This is a genomic window from Micromonospora sp. NPDC048986 (genome assembly GCF_040649335.1).
GTDB classification, from domain to species: Bacteria; Actinomycetota; Actinomycetes; order Mycobacteriales; family Micromonosporaceae; genus Micromonospora; species Micromonospora alfalfae.
This window is the reverse complement of the sequence record NZ_JBEZFJ010000007.1, coordinates 61416-78337: the sequence shown is the minus strand read 5'-3', so window position 1 is coordinate 78337 and position 16922 is coordinate 61416. Positions and strand designations below refer to the sequence as shown.

13 protein-coding genes and 1 riboswitch are annotated in these 16922 nt (G+C 71.9%); of the genes, 10 read left to right on the top strand and 3 right to left on the bottom strand.

Features of this window, described 5'->3' with window-relative positions:
* Window positions 1-9: 9 nt before the first annotated feature.
* Window positions 10-1110, bottom strand: coding sequence for a hypothetical protein (locus AB0B94_RS15990; RefSeq protein ID WP_357279140.1), 1101 nt, complete (start codon window positions 1108-1110; stop codon window positions 10-12).
* 102 nt (window positions 1111-1212) lie between these two features.
* On the opposite strand from AB0B94_RS15990, the gene AB0B94_RS15985 reads away from it, so the two are divergent.
* The 4 genes from AB0B94_RS15985 to AB0B94_RS15970 are packed head-to-tail and all read left to right on the top strand — an operon-like array spanning window position 1213 to window position 5336.
* A complete protein-coding gene (locus tag AB0B94_RS15985) occupies window positions 1213-1818 on the top strand; it encodes a methyltransferase (protein ID WP_357279137.1) in 606 nt (201 codons plus the stop codon).
* 41 nt (window positions 1819-1859) lie between these two features.
* A complete protein-coding gene (locus AB0B94_RS15980; protein ID WP_357279134.1) occupies window positions 1860-3539 on the top strand; it encodes an ATP-binding cassette domain-containing protein in 1680 nt (559 codons plus the stop codon).
* On the top strand, window positions 3536-4336 hold the full coding sequence (locus AB0B94_RS15975) for a nucleotidyltransferase domain-containing protein (protein WP_357279130.1): 801 nt from the start codon (window positions 3536-3538) through the stop codon (window positions 4334-4336). Before AB0B94_RS15980 ends, AB0B94_RS15975 begins: the two co-directional genes overlap by 4 nt.
* Window positions 4337-4373: 37 nt before the next feature.
* A complete protein-coding gene (locus tag AB0B94_RS15970; RefSeq protein ID WP_357279124.1) occupies window positions 4374-5336 on the top strand; it encodes an aldo/keto reductase in 963 nt (320 codons plus the stop codon).
* 397 nt (window positions 5337-5733) lie between these two features.
* Here the strand turns inward: AB0B94_RS15970 and AB0B94_RS15965 are convergent, their stop codons facing one another.
* Together AB0B94_RS15965 and AB0B94_RS15960 are read right to left on the bottom strand one after the other, a co-directional pair.
* Window positions 5734-6312, bottom strand: coding sequence for a hypothetical protein (locus AB0B94_RS15965; RefSeq protein WP_357279119.1), 579 nt, complete (start codon window positions 6310-6312; stop codon window positions 5734-5736).
* Window positions 6313-6384: 72 nt separating this feature from the next.
* The gene (locus AB0B94_RS15960; RefSeq protein ID WP_357279116.1) at window positions 6385-12216 is read right to left on the bottom strand and encodes a ThuA domain-containing protein; all 5832 of its coding nucleotides are present in this window, start codon (window positions 12214-12216) and stop codon (window positions 6385-6387) included.
* Between the two features lie 313 nt (window positions 12217-12529).
* A riboswitch (TPP riboswitch) is annotated at window positions 12530-12639 on the top strand.
* Here AB0B94_RS15960 and thiE point away from each other — a divergent pair.
* From thiE to thiD, 6 genes are all read left to right on the top strand, one after another.
* The gene (thiE, locus tag AB0B94_RS15955; protein WP_357279112.1) at window positions 12634-13260 is read left to right on the top strand and encodes a thiamine phosphate synthase; all 627 of its coding nucleotides are present in this window, start codon (window positions 12634-12636) and stop codon (window positions 13258-13260) included. It overlaps the preceding riboswitch by 6 nt.
* A complete protein-coding gene (gene thiO / locus AB0B94_RS15950) occupies window positions 13257-14423 on the top strand; it encodes a glycine oxidase ThiO (protein WP_357280025.1) in 1167 nt (388 codons plus the stop codon). Before thiE ends, thiO begins: the two co-directional genes overlap by 4 nt.
* Complete coding sequence (gene thiS / locus AB0B94_RS15945) at window positions 14414-14614, top strand: sulfur carrier protein ThiS (protein ID WP_238667543.1); 201 nt, start codon at window positions 14414-14416, stop codon at window positions 14612-14614. The genes thiO and thiS overlap by 10 nt, the downstream gene beginning before the upstream one ends.
* Window positions 14611-15390: a thiazole synthase gene (locus AB0B94_RS15940; protein ID WP_357279107.1), complete on the top strand. Its 780-nt coding sequence runs from the start codon at window positions 14611-14613 to the stop codon at window positions 15388-15390. Before thiS ends, AB0B94_RS15940 begins: the two co-directional genes overlap by 4 nt.
* Window positions 15387-16127, top strand: a complete 741-nt coding sequence (locus AB0B94_RS15935) for a thiamine phosphate synthase (protein ID WP_357279101.1) — start codon at window positions 15387-15389, stop codon at window positions 16125-16127. The genes AB0B94_RS15940 and AB0B94_RS15935 overlap by 4 nt, the downstream gene beginning before the upstream one ends.
* Window positions 16124-16909 (top strand): bifunctional hydroxymethylpyrimidine kinase/phosphomethylpyrimidine kinase, encoded by a 786-nt coding sequence (gene thiD, locus AB0B94_RS15930; protein WP_357279097.1) that lies wholly within the window; start codon window positions 16124-16126, stop codon window positions 16907-16909. The genes AB0B94_RS15935 and thiD overlap by 4 nt, the downstream gene beginning before the upstream one ends.
* Window positions 16910-16922: the final 13 nt, after the last annotated feature.

Below are 16922 nucleotides of genomic sequence, written 5' to 3'. Positions count from 1 at the left end.
GTCGGCGGGTCAGTCGCCCGGCAGATCGCCCTGGTCGGCGTTGCTGCCGGTAGGTGCCGTCGTCGGTTGTGCGGCGGTGCCACCGTCGGCCCGGCTCTGTAGCACGCCCCGGCTGAGGTGCAGCTCGATCATGTCGAACAGGATCTCGCGGACCTTGGCGTCACCCGCCTTGACCGCCGCTCCGTCCTTGCGGACCACCAGCGCGTACGCCAGGTAGTGGCCACGGACCTGCCAGCCGACGCGTGCTGGAGCGCTGGCCAGGACGTCGGTGCCGTCGACGTCGTCGGCGGTGAGGCCACGGAAGCGGCCCTGCCGCTCGTCGAGCAGTTGCCGGAGCCGGTCGCGGACTCTTTCCGCAGTGACCTTGTCGGTGAGGTTGAACAGGCCGGCGGTGACCAGGTGACTGTCGTCGGGTGTGCTCAGCGTGGCCCGGACGATCTGGTTGCAGCCGAGCCGGACCAGCAGGTCGGCGACCTCGTCGGTGGCGGCGACGGCGCAACTGCCGCTGGACTGTGTCTTAAGCACCTGGTAGCTCGGCTGGCCGTCGGTGAGCTTCAGTTCCTTGCCGGGAAAGAGTTCCTTGGCGGTGAGCGGGGCCTGGTCGGTGTCCCGGGAGTCGAGGGCCAGCCGTTCCGCCGCTGCCGACGTCGGGGCGGCGTTCGGCTGGTACGTCGGGTTGCTCTGCGGCTGCTCGTTGCGGTTGATGAGCAGCGCGGCGGCGCCGAGGCCGCAGAGGGCGAGCAGCACCAGGACGGCTGCGCCGCCGATCAGTACCTGCCACAGCCGGCCGCCGCCGCGCCGGGTGGGCGGCTCCGCCGACGTGGCCGAGGTGTAGATCTGGCTGCGCGGCGGGGCGGGCGGGATGTCGGCACGCGTCGGCAGTGGCTGCGGCGCGTCGGCGCGGGCGGCCGGCCCGAGCTGCGGACGAGCCGGCGCCGGCTGCGACGAGGGCAGCGAGAGCTGGTTCGGTCGAGGCAGCGACGGCGTGGGGAAGCGCGACGGAGAGGGCCCGGCCGCTGGGGGCGGACCGGCGCCGAGCACCGACAGGTCGGACCCGGGCTCCGGGTACTCCTCGAAAGCGTCCTCATCGGACTGGTACCGATACACCATGTCGCCCAGAGTAGGAGTTATTGTCCCTTTAGGGGGTAATATCGGGGAAATGTGCGTGTGGGCCGCGTCAGGTCCGCCCCGGCGCGGTGCGAGAATTGCCGGGTGACCGGCGACCACTACTTCACCGCTCAGCCCACCAGCGACGCCCCGGCGCGCGAGGTCGAGTTCTCCGTCGCCGACCGCGACTACCGGCTCACCTCGGCCGGCGGGGTCTTCTCCGCCAGCCGCCTCGACCCCGGCACAGCGGTGCTGCTGCGCAAGGCCGAGCTGCCCGCCGTCGACACCACCGGCGACCTGCTCGACCTCGGCTGCGGGTTCGGACCGATCAGCTGCGTGCTCGCCGACCTCGCGCCCACCAGCACCGTCTGGGCCGTCGACGTCAACGCCCGGGCCCGCGAGCTGACCGCAGCCAACGCGGCTCGGGTCGGCGCCGCCGACCGGGTCCGGGTCAGCGCGCCGGACGACGTTCCGGACAGCGTCCGCTTCGCCGAGATCTGGTCGAACCCGCCCATCCGGATCGGCAAGGACGGGCTGCACGAGCTGTTGCTGCGCTGGCTGCCCCGACTCGCCCCGGACGGCGTCGGCTGGTTGGTCGTCGCCCGGCACCTCGGCGGCGACTCGCTGCAACGCTGGCTCACCGAACAGAGCTGGCAGGTCGAGCGGTACGCCAGCCAAAAGGGCTTCCGGGTGCTGCGCGTCACCCGGTAATTGGATATACCCCCCGACCCTCACTGGGGCAGGATCCCGGCGTGGGATACGTGGACGTGGCAGCGGTCGGGCACATCCTGCCCGACGGTCGGGAACTCTTCGCCGACGTGTCGTTCCGGGTCGGGGAGGGCAGCAAGGTCGCCCTGGTCGGGCCGAACGGCGCGGGAAAGACGACGCTGCTGAGGATGGTCGCCGGCGACCTGCCGGTGCGCAGCGGCGTCGTCGCGCGGGCCGGCGGGCTTGGTGTGATGCGCCAGTTCATCGGCATGATCGGTGACGAGTCCACCCTCGCCGATCTGGCGTTGTCGCTGGCCCCGCCGGCGCTTCGCGATGCCGGCCGGCGGCTCGGCGAGACCGAGTCGGCCATGCGGGCGGCCGAGGCCCACGGCAAGTTCAGCAACGCCGCCGGCAAGGCCCAGTTGGCGTACGCCGACGCGCTCGGCGCCTGGGGTGAGGCCGGCGGGTACGACGCCGAGGTGCTCTTCGACACCGTCGCGACCATCGTGCTCGGCCAGCCGTGGGACGCCGTACGGGACCGTCCGGTGCGTACCCTCTCCGGCGGCCAGCAGAAGCGCTTCGCCCTGGAGTTGCTGCTGCGCGGCCCGGACGAGGTGCTGCTGCTCGACGAACCGGACAACTTCCTCGACGTCCCCGGCAAACGCTGGCTGGAGGCGCGACTGCGCGAGTCGACGAAGTCGGTGCTCTACGTCTCGCACGACCGCGAGCTGTTGGCCCAGAGCGCCGACCGGGTGGTCGCCGTCGAGGGTGGTAGTGCCTGGGTGCACCCGGGCGGCTTCGCCAGCTGGCACGAGGCCCGGGTCGCTCGGCACGCCCGCCTCGACGAGCTGCGCCGGCGCTGGGACGAGGAGCACCAGAAGCTGCGCGAGCTGATGCTGATGTACAAGCAGAAGGCCGCGTACAACGACGGGCTGGCCTCGCGTTACCAGGCCGCGCAGACCCGGTTGCGCAAGTTCGAGGAGGCCGGGCCGCCGCCCGTACCGCCGAAGGACCAGGACATCCGGATGCGGCTGGCCGGCGGGCGAACCGGCAAGCGCGCTGTCGTCTGCGAGCAGCTGGAGCTCGACGGCCTGACGTTCCCCTTCGACCTGGAGATCTGGTACGGCGACCGGGTGGCGGTGCTCGGCGCCAACGGCACCGGCAAGTCGCACTTCCTGCGGCTGTTGGCCCGCGGCGGCACCGACCCGGACCCGGCGAACGGGCCGGTCGACGGCGCGGGCGCGCTCGCCCCGGTGGCGCACGAGGGCACGGCCCGCCTCGGTGCCCGGGTCCGCCCGGGGCACTTCTCCCAGACCCACGACCGGCCGGAGCTGATGTCGAAGACGCTCGTCGAGATCCTCTGGCGGGGCGACGAGCACCGCACCGGGATGGACCGGCACGCGGCGATGGGTGTGCTCAGTCGTTACGAGCTGGCCGCGCAGGGCGACCAGCGCTTCGGCACGCTCTCCGGCGGGCAGCAGGCCCGGTTCCTGGTGCTGCTGTTGGAGCTGTCCGGGGCGACTCTGCTGCTGCTCGACGAGCCCACCGACAACCTCGACCTGGCCAGCGCGGAAGCGCTCGAAGCGGGCCTGAACGCCTTCGAGGGGACGGTGATCGCTGTCACCCACGACCGGTGGTTCACCCGCTCGTTCGACCGGTTCGTGCTGTTCCGAGGCGACAGCGAGGTGGTGGAGACCCCGGAACCGGTCTGGGACGTCGGGTGATCCCCACCGACCTGCCCGACCGGCTGTGCGCCGTGCCCGGCGTGGTCGCCGTGGCGCTCGGCGGCAGCCGGGCACGCGGCGAGCACCGCCCCGACTCCGACTGGGACCTCGGCCTGTACTACCAGGATGAGCCGGACGTACCGGCGCTGCGGGCGATAGCCGCTACGGTCGCCGACGACCCGGCGGTGGTGCTCACCGCACCCGGTGGTTGGGGGCAGTGGGTCGACGGCGGCGGTTGGCTGCGGATCGGCGGGATCGCCGTGGACTGGATCTACCGGGACCTCGACCGGGTGCGCCGCGTCTGGACGGACTGCCGCGCCGGCAGGTACGAGGTCGGGGTGCAGGCCGGGCACCCGCTCGGGTTCTACTCGTCCGCCTACGTCGGGGAGGTGGCGCTGTGCCAGGTGCTGGCCGACCCGACCGGCCAGCTGACCCGGCTCAAGGAGCAGAGCCAGGACTATCCGCCCGCGCTGGCCGACGCGCTGGTGGCCGGCGGCTGGGAGGCCGGGTTCCTGTTGACCGCAGCGGCCAAGGCCACCGTCGGCGGGGACAGCGGGTACGTCGCGGGCTGCCTGTTCCGGACGGTCGGGGTGCTCGCCCAGGTGCTGCACGCCCGGGCCGGCCGGTGGCTGATCAACGAGAAGGGGATGATCGCCGCCGCGGGACGGCTGCCGGGTGCGCCGCCAGACTTCGCGCGCCGGGCGCACGCGCTGTTGGGAGCCGTCGGTCGCGGCCCCGCCGAACTGGCCGCGACCATCGACGCTGCCCGTGAGCTGGTCAGTGAGGTCGTCGGTTGAGCCGCCGCCGAGGTGGCCCGCACCGAGCCGGCATAGGGTGGATCTCGTGACTGACATGACCTATCGCCGGCTGGGCGACTCCGGGCTCGTGGTGTCCGTGGTCGGCATCGGCTGCAACAACTTCGGCCGCAAGCTCGACCTCGACGGCACCCGGGCGGTGGTGGACGCCGCGCTGGACGCCGGGATCACCCTCTTCGACACCGCCGACATATACGGCGAGCCGCAGGGCAGCTCCGAGGAGCTGCTCGGGCAGGCGCTCAAGGGCCGCCGGGACGATGTGGTGCTGGCCACCAAGTTCGGCATGGACATGAACGGCCTCAACGGACCGGACTACGGGGCGCGGGGTGCGCGGCGCTACATCGCCCGCGCTGTGGAGGCGTCGCTGCGCCGGCTCGGCACCGACCACATCGACCTCTACCAGATGCACGAGCCCGACCCCGGCACCCCGATCGACGAGACCCTTGCCGCCCTGGACGACCTGGTCCGCGACGGTAAGGTGCGCTACCTGGGCAACTCCAACTTCACCGGCTGGCAGATCGCCGACGCGGACTGGGTCGCCTCGTCCAACGGCCGGTCCCGCTTCATCAGCGCGCAGAACCACTACAGCCTGGTGGAGCGCTCGGTGGAGGCCGAGGTGATCCCGGCGTGTGAGCGGTTCGGCCTCGGCATGCTGCCGTTCTTCCCGCTCGCCAACGGTCTGCTCACCGGCAAGTACAAGCGCAGCGAGCAGCCCCCGGCCGGCAGCCGGCTCTCCGGCGGCGGCCGGTACGCGGAGCGGCTCGCCGCCGCCGACTGGGACACCATCGAGGCGGTCGAGGCGTACGCGGCCGAGCGGGGGCTGACGATGCTCCAGGTGGCGATCGGTGGGCTGGCCGCCCAGCCGGCGGTGACCTCGGTGATCGCCGGTGCCACCACGCCCGAGCAGGTACGCGCCAACGCCGTCGCCGGCACCTGGGAGCCCAGCGACGACGACCTGGCGGCGCTGCGCGCCATCCTCTGAGCGGTTCGGCCGGGCTCGGTTCGGCCTGGTTTGGTTCGGCCTGGCTTGGTCCGGCCGGGCTCGGTTCGGCCTGGCTCGGTTCGGCGCGGTGCGGCCGGCGCGGGCCTTGATCCACTCGCGTTCCTGAAAGTCGGGGTGACCTTGGGCCGGGGAAGGCGCGGTTTCGTGAATGTCGAGTCGATCATGACCGCGGCCAGGTGACGCCAGCGCGGGCTGGCGGTGACCGACCGACCCCGGTTCGGTGGCTGAGATGACGATGGGCCGGGCCGCTGGTTGCGGCCCGGCCCGTTTCGTCGTCAGTGTCGGTCAGTCGGCCGCCCCGGCGAGATTGTCGCGGTCTGTCGGTGCGGCGGCCAGATCGTGGTGATCTGTCGGTGCGGCGGCGAGATCGTCTTCGTCAGTTGGTGCGGCGGCGGCCGAACAGCATGGCCACCCCCATCGCCGCGGCCACCAGGACGAGGCCAGCCGCCGCGAACGGCCACCAACCGGCGCCCGCCCCGCCTGCCCCGTCCGTTGGCCTGGTCACCGCGACCGGCTCGGGCGCCGGCGGTGACTGCGCCGCGCGGGCCTGCACCGTGGCGGTGGCCTTGCCCGGCAACGGGGCGGGGGAGTTCACAGTCACCTTCCAGGTGCCGGTGGAGAGCACCGGCCCGCTGCTGTAGAAACCGTGCCCCTCGGGCTGCGGTTCCAACTGCACCGGCCCGACCTTCTGCCCGTCGGGGCCGGTGGCGGTGAGGACCAGCCGCACCACCTGTTCCAGCCGGCGGCCATCGGTGTAGCTGGCCTGGATGGTGACACCCTGAGCGCCGTCGCCGGCCACCGTGAGCTTGAGCTTGTCGGCCTGCGCCACCCGGGCGGCCTGCGCCGCCGGGGCGGCCTGCGCCGCCGGGGCGGCCTGCGCCGCCGGAGCGGCGACGAACAGGGTCAGGGCCAGTCCGACGGACCCGGCGGCCAACACCTTGCGGATACCCGTCACGGACATCCCCTCCCTACCGAATGAGGGAGGCCCCTCCCCGACGCCGCAGCGTCGAGGAGGGGCCTCGTCGGATCAGAGCTGACGACCGGGTGCCAGCCGGGTGGCGTCGCCACCGAGCCGCCCGGTGCCCTTGACCGAGTCACCGTCGTTCGCCTTGACCCCGGCCTTGCTGGCCGCGCCGCCGAGCCGAACGATCATGGCGTCGGCGTCCCGGATCAGGACGTCCCGAACCTCCGCCTCGGGCACCAGCGTGGCGTCGCTGGCCAGCGTCCGGAACGCGGTCAGCTGCCGGACGGCAGCCTTGTCGTCGCCGGCCGCCTCGGACGCGCGAACAGCGTCGAGCTTGTTCGACAGCTGCTTGTGCGCCTTGGTCGAGAGCCGCCCCGTCGCCTTGAACCGGTCCAGCAGACTCTGCATGTCCCGGAACGAGGTGGTGACGAAGAACCGGACCGTCGAGGTGGTCTTGTTGCCCGCCTTGTCGGTAGCGGTCACCGTCAGCTCGTGCAGGCCGAGTGACAGGTCGTACATGGCCTGTAGGGTGCCACTGGTGTACGCCTGACCGTCGAGCTGACCGACCACGCTCGCGATGCCCGAGGACGGGTCGACGGCCTGCCAGGCCACCCGGACGTCCTGGCTGTCGCCGTAGAGCTGGCCGTCGGCCAGCCCGGACACCAGCAGCGTCGGCTTGGTGCCGTCGATGCGCAGCACCGCCGACTTCAGCGTCTCGACGTTGCCCGCCTTGTCCGCCGAGCGGAACAGCAGCTCGTGCTGCCCGTCACCGGTCACCTCGATCGGCGTCGAGTACGGCGCCCACGCACCACCGTCCAGCGACCACTCCACCGTCTTGACGCCGGAACCGGCGTCGGTGGCGGCCAGCACGACCGGGATGGTCCCGTTGTGCCAACCGGCGTCGTTCGCCGGAGCGAACGTCGCCGAGGTCACCGGCGCCGTGGCGTCGATCTTGACCGAGACGGTCTTGGTCGCCTCCACGTTGCCGGCCTTGTCCGTCGAGCGGAACCGGAGCTCGTGCTCGCCGTCCCCGCTGACCGCCACCGGAGCGGTGTACGCCGTCCAGGTGGTGGCCCCGTCCAGCTGGTACTCCGTACCGGCGAGCCCGCTACCGCCGGCCTCGTCGGCACCGGTGAGCGTGATCGTCACCGGCCCGGTGTGCCACCCGTCGGTCGGGGTGCCGGATACCGCCGCGGTGGTCACCGGCGCCGTCTCGTCGGCCACCTTCGTGCTGAGCCGGAAGTAGTCGAACGAGGCGGTCTTCGACGCCGTCTGGTTGGCGCCGAGGGTGAACAGCCCGACCTTCGGGGTTGCCCCGACCGCGCTGTTTGTCAGCGCCGTCAACGCGGTCCAGGTCGTCCCGTCGGCCGAGTACGACGCGGTGAACGTGTCGCCCGTGCGGGCCAGCCGCAGGTGCCACACCGCCGAGGTCAGGTTGCCCGCCTCGGGCTGCGGGTTCTGGACCACCCCGGCGATCTCGCTGCGGAACTCGATCCGCCGCGTCACCGCCTGGCCGGCCTGGTTGTCAGCGATGAAGTCGAGCTTCAGGTAGTTGTCGTCGTCCGCCTGCACGAGCAGACCGGCCTGCTGGTACTGCTCGTTCAGCAGGCTGCCGTCGACCTTCGTCTCCAGGGTCCAGTCGCCGGACGGCGCGGTCTGGAGGATGAAGTTCTTCGGCCCGGTGTTGTCGGTGCCGTAGATGTCACCGTTGGGCACGTCGATCCGCAGCGCGCCATCGGTGACCCGGTAACCGCTCGGGTCCTCCCGCGTTACGGCGTCCCACCGGCACTTGTCCAGCGTGCTGCCGGTGAACTCGTCCGACGGGTCGACCGGGCCGGCCGGAGCGTCCGGCGTGACCTGGAAGGAGTCGAACGCGGCGTCGACAACCGGCGCCTCGGTGCCTCCGTTGAGCGCGAAGACCCCGATCCGCGGGTTGGTGATGCCCTCGAGCGCTGCCGAACGGCCGACCGGGGTGAAGGTCTGCCCGTCGCCCGAGGCGGACGCGGTCAGGTTCGTCCCGTCGCTGGTGATCCGCAGGTACACGGTGTCACCGGCAGGTGCGGCGGTGGCGTCGGCGGACTCGTTGCGAGGCGTTGCCGCCGTCTCCCGGATGAACTCCACCCGACGGCTGCCGTTGTACAGCAGGTCCACCTTGGCGTAGTTGTCGTCGTCGCCGTACACCAGCAGGCCGGCCTGCTGGTAGTTGGCAGTCACCGGCAGGGTGACCTTGGTGGTCATCTCCCACGCGCCGGTCGGGGCCGCCTGGAGCACCAGGTTGGTGGCGTCGTTGCGAGCACCGTAGAGATCACCCACGCCGGTGGGCAGCCGCAGCGCACCGCCACTGAGCGAGTAGAGCTGGTTCTCCCGGACGATGCTGGTCCAGCGCTCCTTGTCGAGGCTGTTGCCGTTGAAGTCGTCCGAACGCGCCCCGAAGCAGGACGTGTCAGGTGCGTCGACCCTTACCGGCACCGTGGCGTACGACTTGGCGCCCTTGCTGTCGGTCACCGTGAGGGTGGCCGTGAAGGTGCCCGGACTGGTGTAGGTGTGGCTGGCGTCCAGTGTGGTCGCCGAGCCTCCGTCACCGAAGTCCCAGGCGTACGTCAACGGGGTGTCGCCCTCGGCGTCGGTGGCAGCGCCGTCGAAGGCGACGGTGACCGGTGCGGTGCCGGTGGCCGGGGTGGCCGTGGCGCTGACCACCGGCGGCCCGTTCTCGGTGACACCGCGGCCGACGAAGTCCATCCAGTTGACGTTGAACAGCGAACCCGTTCCGCCGTTCGGATCGCGGGCCACGAAGTACAGCGAGCCGCTCGCGGCGCCGGTGACCGGTGCGCTCACGTCCGTGTACGTCTGCCACGCGCCGGTCGACGGTACGACGGCAGTGGCGACCACCGGTCCGTCGACGGCACCCGCGCGAACCTCGATCCGACCGCCAGCGGCGGCGGAGGCGGCCCGGAAGCGGATCTCGGTGATGTTGGTCAGGTCCGCCGGAGCGACTGACCACCAGTCACCGTCCTCGATGAACGCGATGCTCTGGCCGCCACCGGCGGTGTCGGCGCCGGCCTCCCGCTGCACGCCGGGGTCGCCGCCGCCGGTGCTCACCGGGGCGCGCCCGGTGGCGGTGAAGTACTCGGCCTGCTTCTGCTTCGGCTGGAGGACCTCGATCTGCCGGCCGGTCAGGGCACCGGCGCCGCCGGCACCACCCTCGTCGGTGTAGGTGGCCTCGAAGACCGCGAAGACGTTCGCCTCGGCGCCGTGCCCGGAGGCGAGCGACGTCTGGACGGTGCCGGTGCAGCCGGTGTGCTGCTCCAGCGGGTGGGCGTGCTCGTCGTGACCGAGCAGCACCTGAAGCTGCACCCGGTCACAGTCGATCTGCCCGTCCTCGGGGTCGGTCACCTTGATCGAGTAGCGGACCTGGTCACCCCAGTTGAAGAAACCGCCGTCCGGTGGGAACTCGATGGAGACCGTCGGCGCGGTGTTGCCCACTGTGACCGGCACGTTGGCCACAGCGGTCCGACCCTTGGGGTTGGTGACGGTTAGCTGGGCGGTGTAGTTGCCCGCCGTGGCGTACGTGTGGGTCGGGTTGGCCTCGGTCGAGGTCTGCCCGTCGCCGAACGTCCAGGCGTAGGTGAGCGTGCCACCGTCCGGGTCCCGGGAGCCGGCGCTGGAGAAGGTCACCGTCAACGGCGCCGGACCCGAGGTCGGGTTGGCGGACGCCGCGGCGATCGGGGCGCGGTCACCGGCGGTGTAGTCGATCCGGTAGACGCCCGAGTTGTCGTTGTTGCCGCCGAAGCCGCTGCCCCACTCGATCAGGTACAGCGCCCCGTCCGGGCCGAACTCGAAGTCCATCGGTCGGATCATGCTCATGCCGGTGAGCAGCTGGTTGATGTCCACCAACGACTTGCCGTCGGGGGTCACCTGCATGGTGTACATCTTGTTCTGGTTCCACTCGCCGAGCAGAGCCTTGCCGTCGTAGTACGCCGGCCACTTGCGGTTCGAGTTCACGTCGGCGTCGTAGCGGTAGACCGGGCCGCCCATCGGAGCGCCACCGCCACCGATCTCCGGGTAACGCGCGTCACCGGCGTACCCGTAGTCGACAGTCGCCGGGACCACCGGCGGGAGGTTGGTCAGGCCGGTGTTGTTCGGCGAGTTGTTCACCGGCGCCGCGCAGTCGAACTTCGCGCCGCTCGGGCCGGACGGGAACGTGTAGTCGTTGTACGCCTCGTTCGTCCCGGTGCAGTACGGCCAGCCGTAGTTGCCCGGGGTGACGATGTTCCACTCGACCAGACCGCGGGGGCCCCGGTTCGGGTTGTCCGTGTTGGCGTCCGGCCCGTAGTCGCCCACGTACAGCGTGTTGGTCTTCGGGTCGGTGCCGATCCGGAACGGGTTGCGGAAGCCCATCGCGTAGATCTCGGGACGGGTCTTCTCGGTGCCCGGCGCGAAGAGGTTGCCGGTCGGAACGGTGTACGTCCCGTCGTCCTCCGGGTGGATCCGGATCACCTTGCCGCGCAGGTCGTTGGTGTTGGCGGAGGTGCGCTGCGCGTCGTAGTCCTGGCGGCCCGACCGCTCGTCCAGCGGCGAGTACGAGTTCGACTCGAACGGGTTGGTGTTGTCACCGGTGGCCAGGTAGAGGTTGCCGTCGCCGTCGAAGGTCATGCTGCCGCCGGCGTGGCAGCAGGTGTTGCGTTGGGTGTCGACCCGCAGCACCTGCTTCTCGCTGGCCAGGCTGATGGTGTCGCCGGTCACCGTGAACCGGGACAGCAGGTTGCGGGTGACCCCGTCGTTCGGGGCGTAGTACAGGTACACCCAGTTGTTCGTGGCGAAGTCCGGGTCGAGCCGGATGCCGATGAGGCCGTCCTCGTTACCGGTGAAGACGTCCAGGTCGACGGCGGTGACGGTGTTGCCGGTGTCCGGCTTCACGATCTGCACCCGACCGTCGCGCTCGATGTAGAAGACCCGCCCGTCGGGGGCGATGTCCAGCTCCATCGGGTTGCTGGTGTTGCTGTCCAGCGTGACCTTTTCGAAGTTCGAGGTCTTCGAGGCGCCGCAATCGGCGTTCTCGACGCCGGCCGCGGTACGGATGCCGCCGAGCAGGTGGGAGAGGAACTGGGGCTCGGCGTACGACTCCCGGGTGTGCCCCAGGCCCGTGTACCAGGAGCGGCCACCGTCGTAGTCCTGACACCAGGCGACCGGGTGGTCCGCACCCATCGCACCGGCGCCGGGGGTGTAGCTCTTCTCGTCCAGGCTGGCCAGCACGTGCACGTCCGGCCGGGGGTTGCTCTGGTAGTTGTACCACTCGTCGAACCGGGACCACCGGTCCGGCAATCCGGCAGTGGACGGGTGGGCGTGATCCTCCACCTTGACCGTCGCCGTCTGGTTCTGCGGGTGGTTGGCGAAGTACGCGCCGACCAGGTCGCCGTACCAGGCCCAGCTGTACTCGGTGTCCGACGCGGCGTGGATGCCGACGTAACCGCCGCCGGCCTTCACGTAGCGCTCGAACGCCGCCTGCTGGTCGGCGTTGAGCACGTCACCGGTGGTGGAGAGCCAGATCACCGCCTTGTACTTCGCCAGGTTGGCGTCGTTGAATGCGGCGCCGTCCTCGGAGTTGTCCACCGTGAATCCGTTGTCGACGCCGAGCTGCTGGATGGCGGCGATGCCGGTGGGGATGGAGTCGTGCCGGAAGCCGGCGGTCTTGGAGAAGACGAGGACGGAGAAGGGATCGGCCGCGGCCTTTGGCGCCTTCGGCGCCACCTGGCTGACCGGGGCTGCGGCTTTCGCATCCCGTGGGGGAACCTGGGCGGCCGCCTGCGCGGGCGCGCCGAACAGGGTGGTCGAGGCCATGGCCAGGGAGATCAGGGTTGCGGTGATGGGTACGCGGGCACGACGAGAACGGGACACGCCGCCTCCTGTGTCGTAGTGACAGAGCTCGAGGGAGTCGGCTCGCCGAAGGCCCTCCCTGATGGAGCCGGTGGTCACACCGTGCCAGGGTGCCCCCACCGACATTTTGTCGAATCGCTGAACAAATTAATTCGGCTGGCTCGATGTCGGGCAAGATGCGGACGGGTAACGGTTCTGCAACGGGGGGCGACATTCCGAACAGGACTGTATGAAGTGCCCCATTGGATCTCGCTTGTTTTGACGCGGCCCGGTCGGCCGGCCACCGCCGACCCCACGCCTTGGCAGGCCGGCGGATCTGTCGTACGGTGACACGCAAGTAACCCACGGGAGCCCGGTGTACCGGGCTGAGAGGGGGGCTGACAGCCCCCGACCGTCGAACCTGATCCGGGTAATGCCGGCGCAGGGAGGAGCGTTGCCGTGCCGTCCCTGGGGCGATTGCATCTCATCACCGACACCCGACCGGGTCGCGACCCACTCGCAGTGGTTCGCGCCGCCCTCACAGTGGCCCACGCCGACCTGGTGGTGCAGGTGCGGGTCGAGGATTCCGCCACCGACCGCGAGGCGTACGACCTGACCCGGCGGGTGCTGGCGCTCTGCGCGTCGTACCAGGCGACCTGCCTGGTCAACGACCGGTTGCACGTGGCGCTGGCGGTCGGCGCCGCCGGTGGGCACGTCGGCGCCGACGACCTGCCGGTCGCCGCCGCCCGCCGGGTGCTCGGCCCCGCCGGTGTGCTGGGCGCCACCGCTCGCGCTCCGGGCCCGGCGCGCGAGGCCGTCGCGGCGGGCGCCAGTTACCTGGGCGTCGGGCCGTGTCACACCACAAGCACCAAGACCGGCCTGCCGGACCCCATCGGGCCCGCCGGTGTACGCGCCATCGTCGACGCCGTCGACGTCCCGGTCATCGCGATCGGCGGAGTGACGGCCGCCCGGGTGCCGGCGCTGCGGGCCGCCGGGGCGTACGGGGTGGCGGTGGTCGGCGCCGTCTGCGCCGCCGCCGACCCGGCACTGGCAACCGCCGAACTGATCGAGGCCCTGACGTGCTGACCGGCCGGTCCCCGTCACCGCCGTCGCGCGACCGGGTCCGGCCGGACGTGGCAGTGGTGGGGGCGGGGCCGATCGGGCTGGCGATCGCCTGGCGTTGCGCCGCGCGCGGGCTGCGGGTGGTGGTGCACGATCCGGCACCCGGCTCGGGTGCGTCGGCGGTGGCCGCCGGCATGCTCTCCCCGGTCGCCGAGGCGTACTTCGGTGAGCGGCAGCTGACCGGGTTGCTGCTGGCGTCGGCCGCCCGCTGGCCGGCGTTCGCCGCGGAGCTGACCGAGACGACCGGAGCTGAGATCGGCTACCGGACCGAGGGCACACTGATGGTCGGGCTCACCGGCGACGACCTGGCCGAGGCGCGCCGGCTGTGGGCGTACCAGCAGGGGTTGGGACTGCCCGTGACGCCGCTGCGCCCCAGCGAGCTGCGCGACCGCGAACCGGCGCTCGCCCCACGGGTGCGCGGCGGCGCGATCGCGCCCACCGACCACCAGGTCGACCCCCGGCTGCTGGTTCCGGCGCTGCGCACTGCCGCGCAGCGGGCCGGCGCGGTGCTCGTGCCACGGCCGGTCCGACAACTGTCCGACGTGGACGCGCAGGTCACAGTGGTCGCCGCCGGCTGCGGGGCCGCCGCGCTCACCGGCCTGCCCGTGCGGCCGGTGAAGGGCCAGATCCTCCGGCTCCGCGCGCCCGACGGCGTCGCGCCGGGCTTCCGGCACGTGATCCGGGGGTACGCCGACGGCGAGCACGTCTACCTGGTGCCCCGCGCCGACGGTGAGGTGGTGCTCGGCGCGACGGTCGAGGAGCGCTCGGACACCACCGTCACCGCCGGTGCCGTGCAACGGCTGCTGCGTGCCGGGGTCGACCTGCTTCCCGAACTGGCCGAGTACGACCTGGTCGAGGCGGTCGCCGGGCTGCGCCCGGGCACCCCGGACAACGCGCCGATCCTCGGGCCGCTGCCCGGCCGACCGGACGTCCTGGCCGCCACCGGGCACCACCGGCACGGCATCGTGCTCACCCCGATCACCGCCGACCTGATCGTCGACCTGGTGCTCGGCGGCGTACCCGACCCGCTGCTCGCGCCCTTGCGGGCCGACCGCTTCGGCGCTGCCGCCGCGGTGACCGCGTCGGGCGGCCCTGAACCGACGTTGGAGGGGGACCTGTGGAGTTGACTGTGAACGGGGCCGGGCGCAGCGTCGCCGCCGGCGCGTCAGTGGCGGACCTGGTCCGCGACATCGTGGCGCACCCACGTGGGGTGGCGGTCGCTGTCAACGGCGAGGTGGTGCCCCGGACCGGCTGGCCGGCCCGAGCACTGCGCGACGGTGACCGGGTCGAGGTGCTCACCGCGGCGCAGGGCGGGTGAGCGGCGTGCCCCTCGAACTGGGTGGGAAGACCTTCACCTCGCGGCTGATCCTCGGCACCGGCGGCGCCGCGAACCTGCACGTCCTGGAGCAGGCGATCCGGGCGTCCGGCACCGAGCTGGTCACGCTGGCGCTGCGCCGGGTGGGCACGGCACCGGGCTCCACCGGTGGGCTGCTGGAGTTGCTGGACCGGTGCGGCGTACGCCTGCTGCCGAACACCGCCGGCTGCCACACCGCCACGGAGGCGGTGAAGGTGGCCCGGCTGGCCCGGGACGCGTTCGACACCGACTGGGTCAAGCTGGAGGTGATCGGCGACGAGCGCACCCTCCTGCCCGACGGGGTGGAACTGCTCCGCGCCGCCGAGGAGCTGGTCGCCGATGGCTTCACGGTGCTGCCGTACACCAGCGACGACCCGGTGCTCGCCCGTCGCCTCGCCGACGTCGGCTGCGCCGCGGTGATGCCGGCCGGCTCCCCGATCGGCTCCGGGCTCGGCATCGGCAACCCGCACCACATTCGACTGATAAGGCAGGGTGTGGACGTGCCGGTGATCCTCGACGCCGGCATCGGCACCGCGTCCGACGCGGCGCTGGCAATGGAGCTGGGCTGTGACGGGGTGCTGCTGGCGAGTGCTGTCACCAGGGCGGCCGACCCGGTGGCGATGGCCACCGCGATGCGGTACGCGGTCGAGGCGGGCCGACTGGCGGCCCGGGCCGGTCGGATCGAGCGCCGCTTCCACGCGCTCGCCTCCACCCCTGACGAGGGAAGACCCGAGCTGTGACCCCGCCGTCCGGGGTTGTCGTGTTGACCGACCGGCTCGTCGCGCGGGGCGGGCTCGACCGGGTGGTGGCGGGGGCCGTGGCCGGGGGAGTGCGCTGGGTGGTGCTGCGGGAGAAGGACCTGCCGCGCGCCGAACGCGCCGCCCTCGCCGCGGACCTGCGCGCGATCCTCGCCGACGTCGGCGGAACCCTCATCGTGGCCGGCCCCGACCCGCTCGGTGGCGACGCCGTGCACCTGCCCGCCGCCGGCCCGTACCCACCGCCAACCGTCGGCCTGGTCGGCCGCTCCTGCCACCACCAACCCGAGCTGGACCGCCTGACCACCGAGCACTACGCCACCATCTCCCCGGTCTGGCCCACAAAGACAAAGCCCGGCTACGGCCCACCCCTGGATGTTGCAGGCCTGGGCAGCCTGGTCCGCTCCAGCCCGGTGCCCCTGCTCGCCCTCGGCGGCATCGAAACCCCAGAACAGGTAACCGCCTGCGTGAAGGCGGGAGCCGTCGGGGTGGCAGTGCTGGGCGCAATCATGCGAGCAGAAGACCCCGCCGAGGCAGCGGCGAGCCTGACCAGCGCTTATGTCGAGGCGGTCACCCCTGTGCTGACCCAAACCCGGCGCGGGGTCACCCAGGTCTCCACGTCAGGGCTGCGGCCGACAGTGCCCACGCAGGGATCAAGCCTGACCGCCCGGAGTGGGCACTGTCGGCCGCAGCCCCCAACCGCAACCAAAGAGGAAAGATGACCCCGCGAACACTGCTGACCATCGCTGGCTCGGACTCCGGCGGCGGCGCAGGCATCCAGGCCGACCTCAAGGTCTTCGCCGCGCTCGGCGGGTACGGCACCAGCGTCCTCACCGCGGTCACCGCGCAGAACACCCGGGGTGTCGACGCGGTGCTGCCGCTGCCCCCGCGCACCGTCACCGAACAGTTGGACAGCGTGCTCACCGATTTCACCGTCTGCGCCGTGAAGACGGGGATGCTCGGCACCCCGGCGATCGCGGACGTGGTGGCCGAGGCCGCCCGGGACGGTCGGCTACCTCACCTCGTCGTCGACCCGGTGCTGGTCGCCACGAGTGGTCACCGGCTCGGCGTGGTGGGCGCTGTGGAGCGGCTGCTGCCGTACGCCACTGTGGCGACCCCGAACTGCGCGGAGGCCGCGGCGATCACCGGACGCCCGGTGGACGACGTGGCCGCGATGGTAGTGGCCGCCGAGGCCCTGGTGTCCGGCGGCCCGGAGTACGTGGTGGTCACAGGTGGTGACCTGGACGGGGGCGAAGCGGTCGACGTGCTGCACGGCGGCGGCGTCACCACAGTGTTGCGCGCACCCCGGGTGGCCACCCGGCACACCCACGGCACCGGGTGCTCGTTCTCGGCGGCGATCGCGGTGCGGCTCGGTCTGGGCGATGCGGTGCCGGCCGCCGTGGGGGCCGCCAAGGAGTACGTGCTCCGTGCGCTGACCGGCGCGCGGGGCTGGGAGCTGGGCGCGGGGCGCGGACCGCTGAACCACTTCGGCTGGTCCGCTTGATCACCAGGGAGGC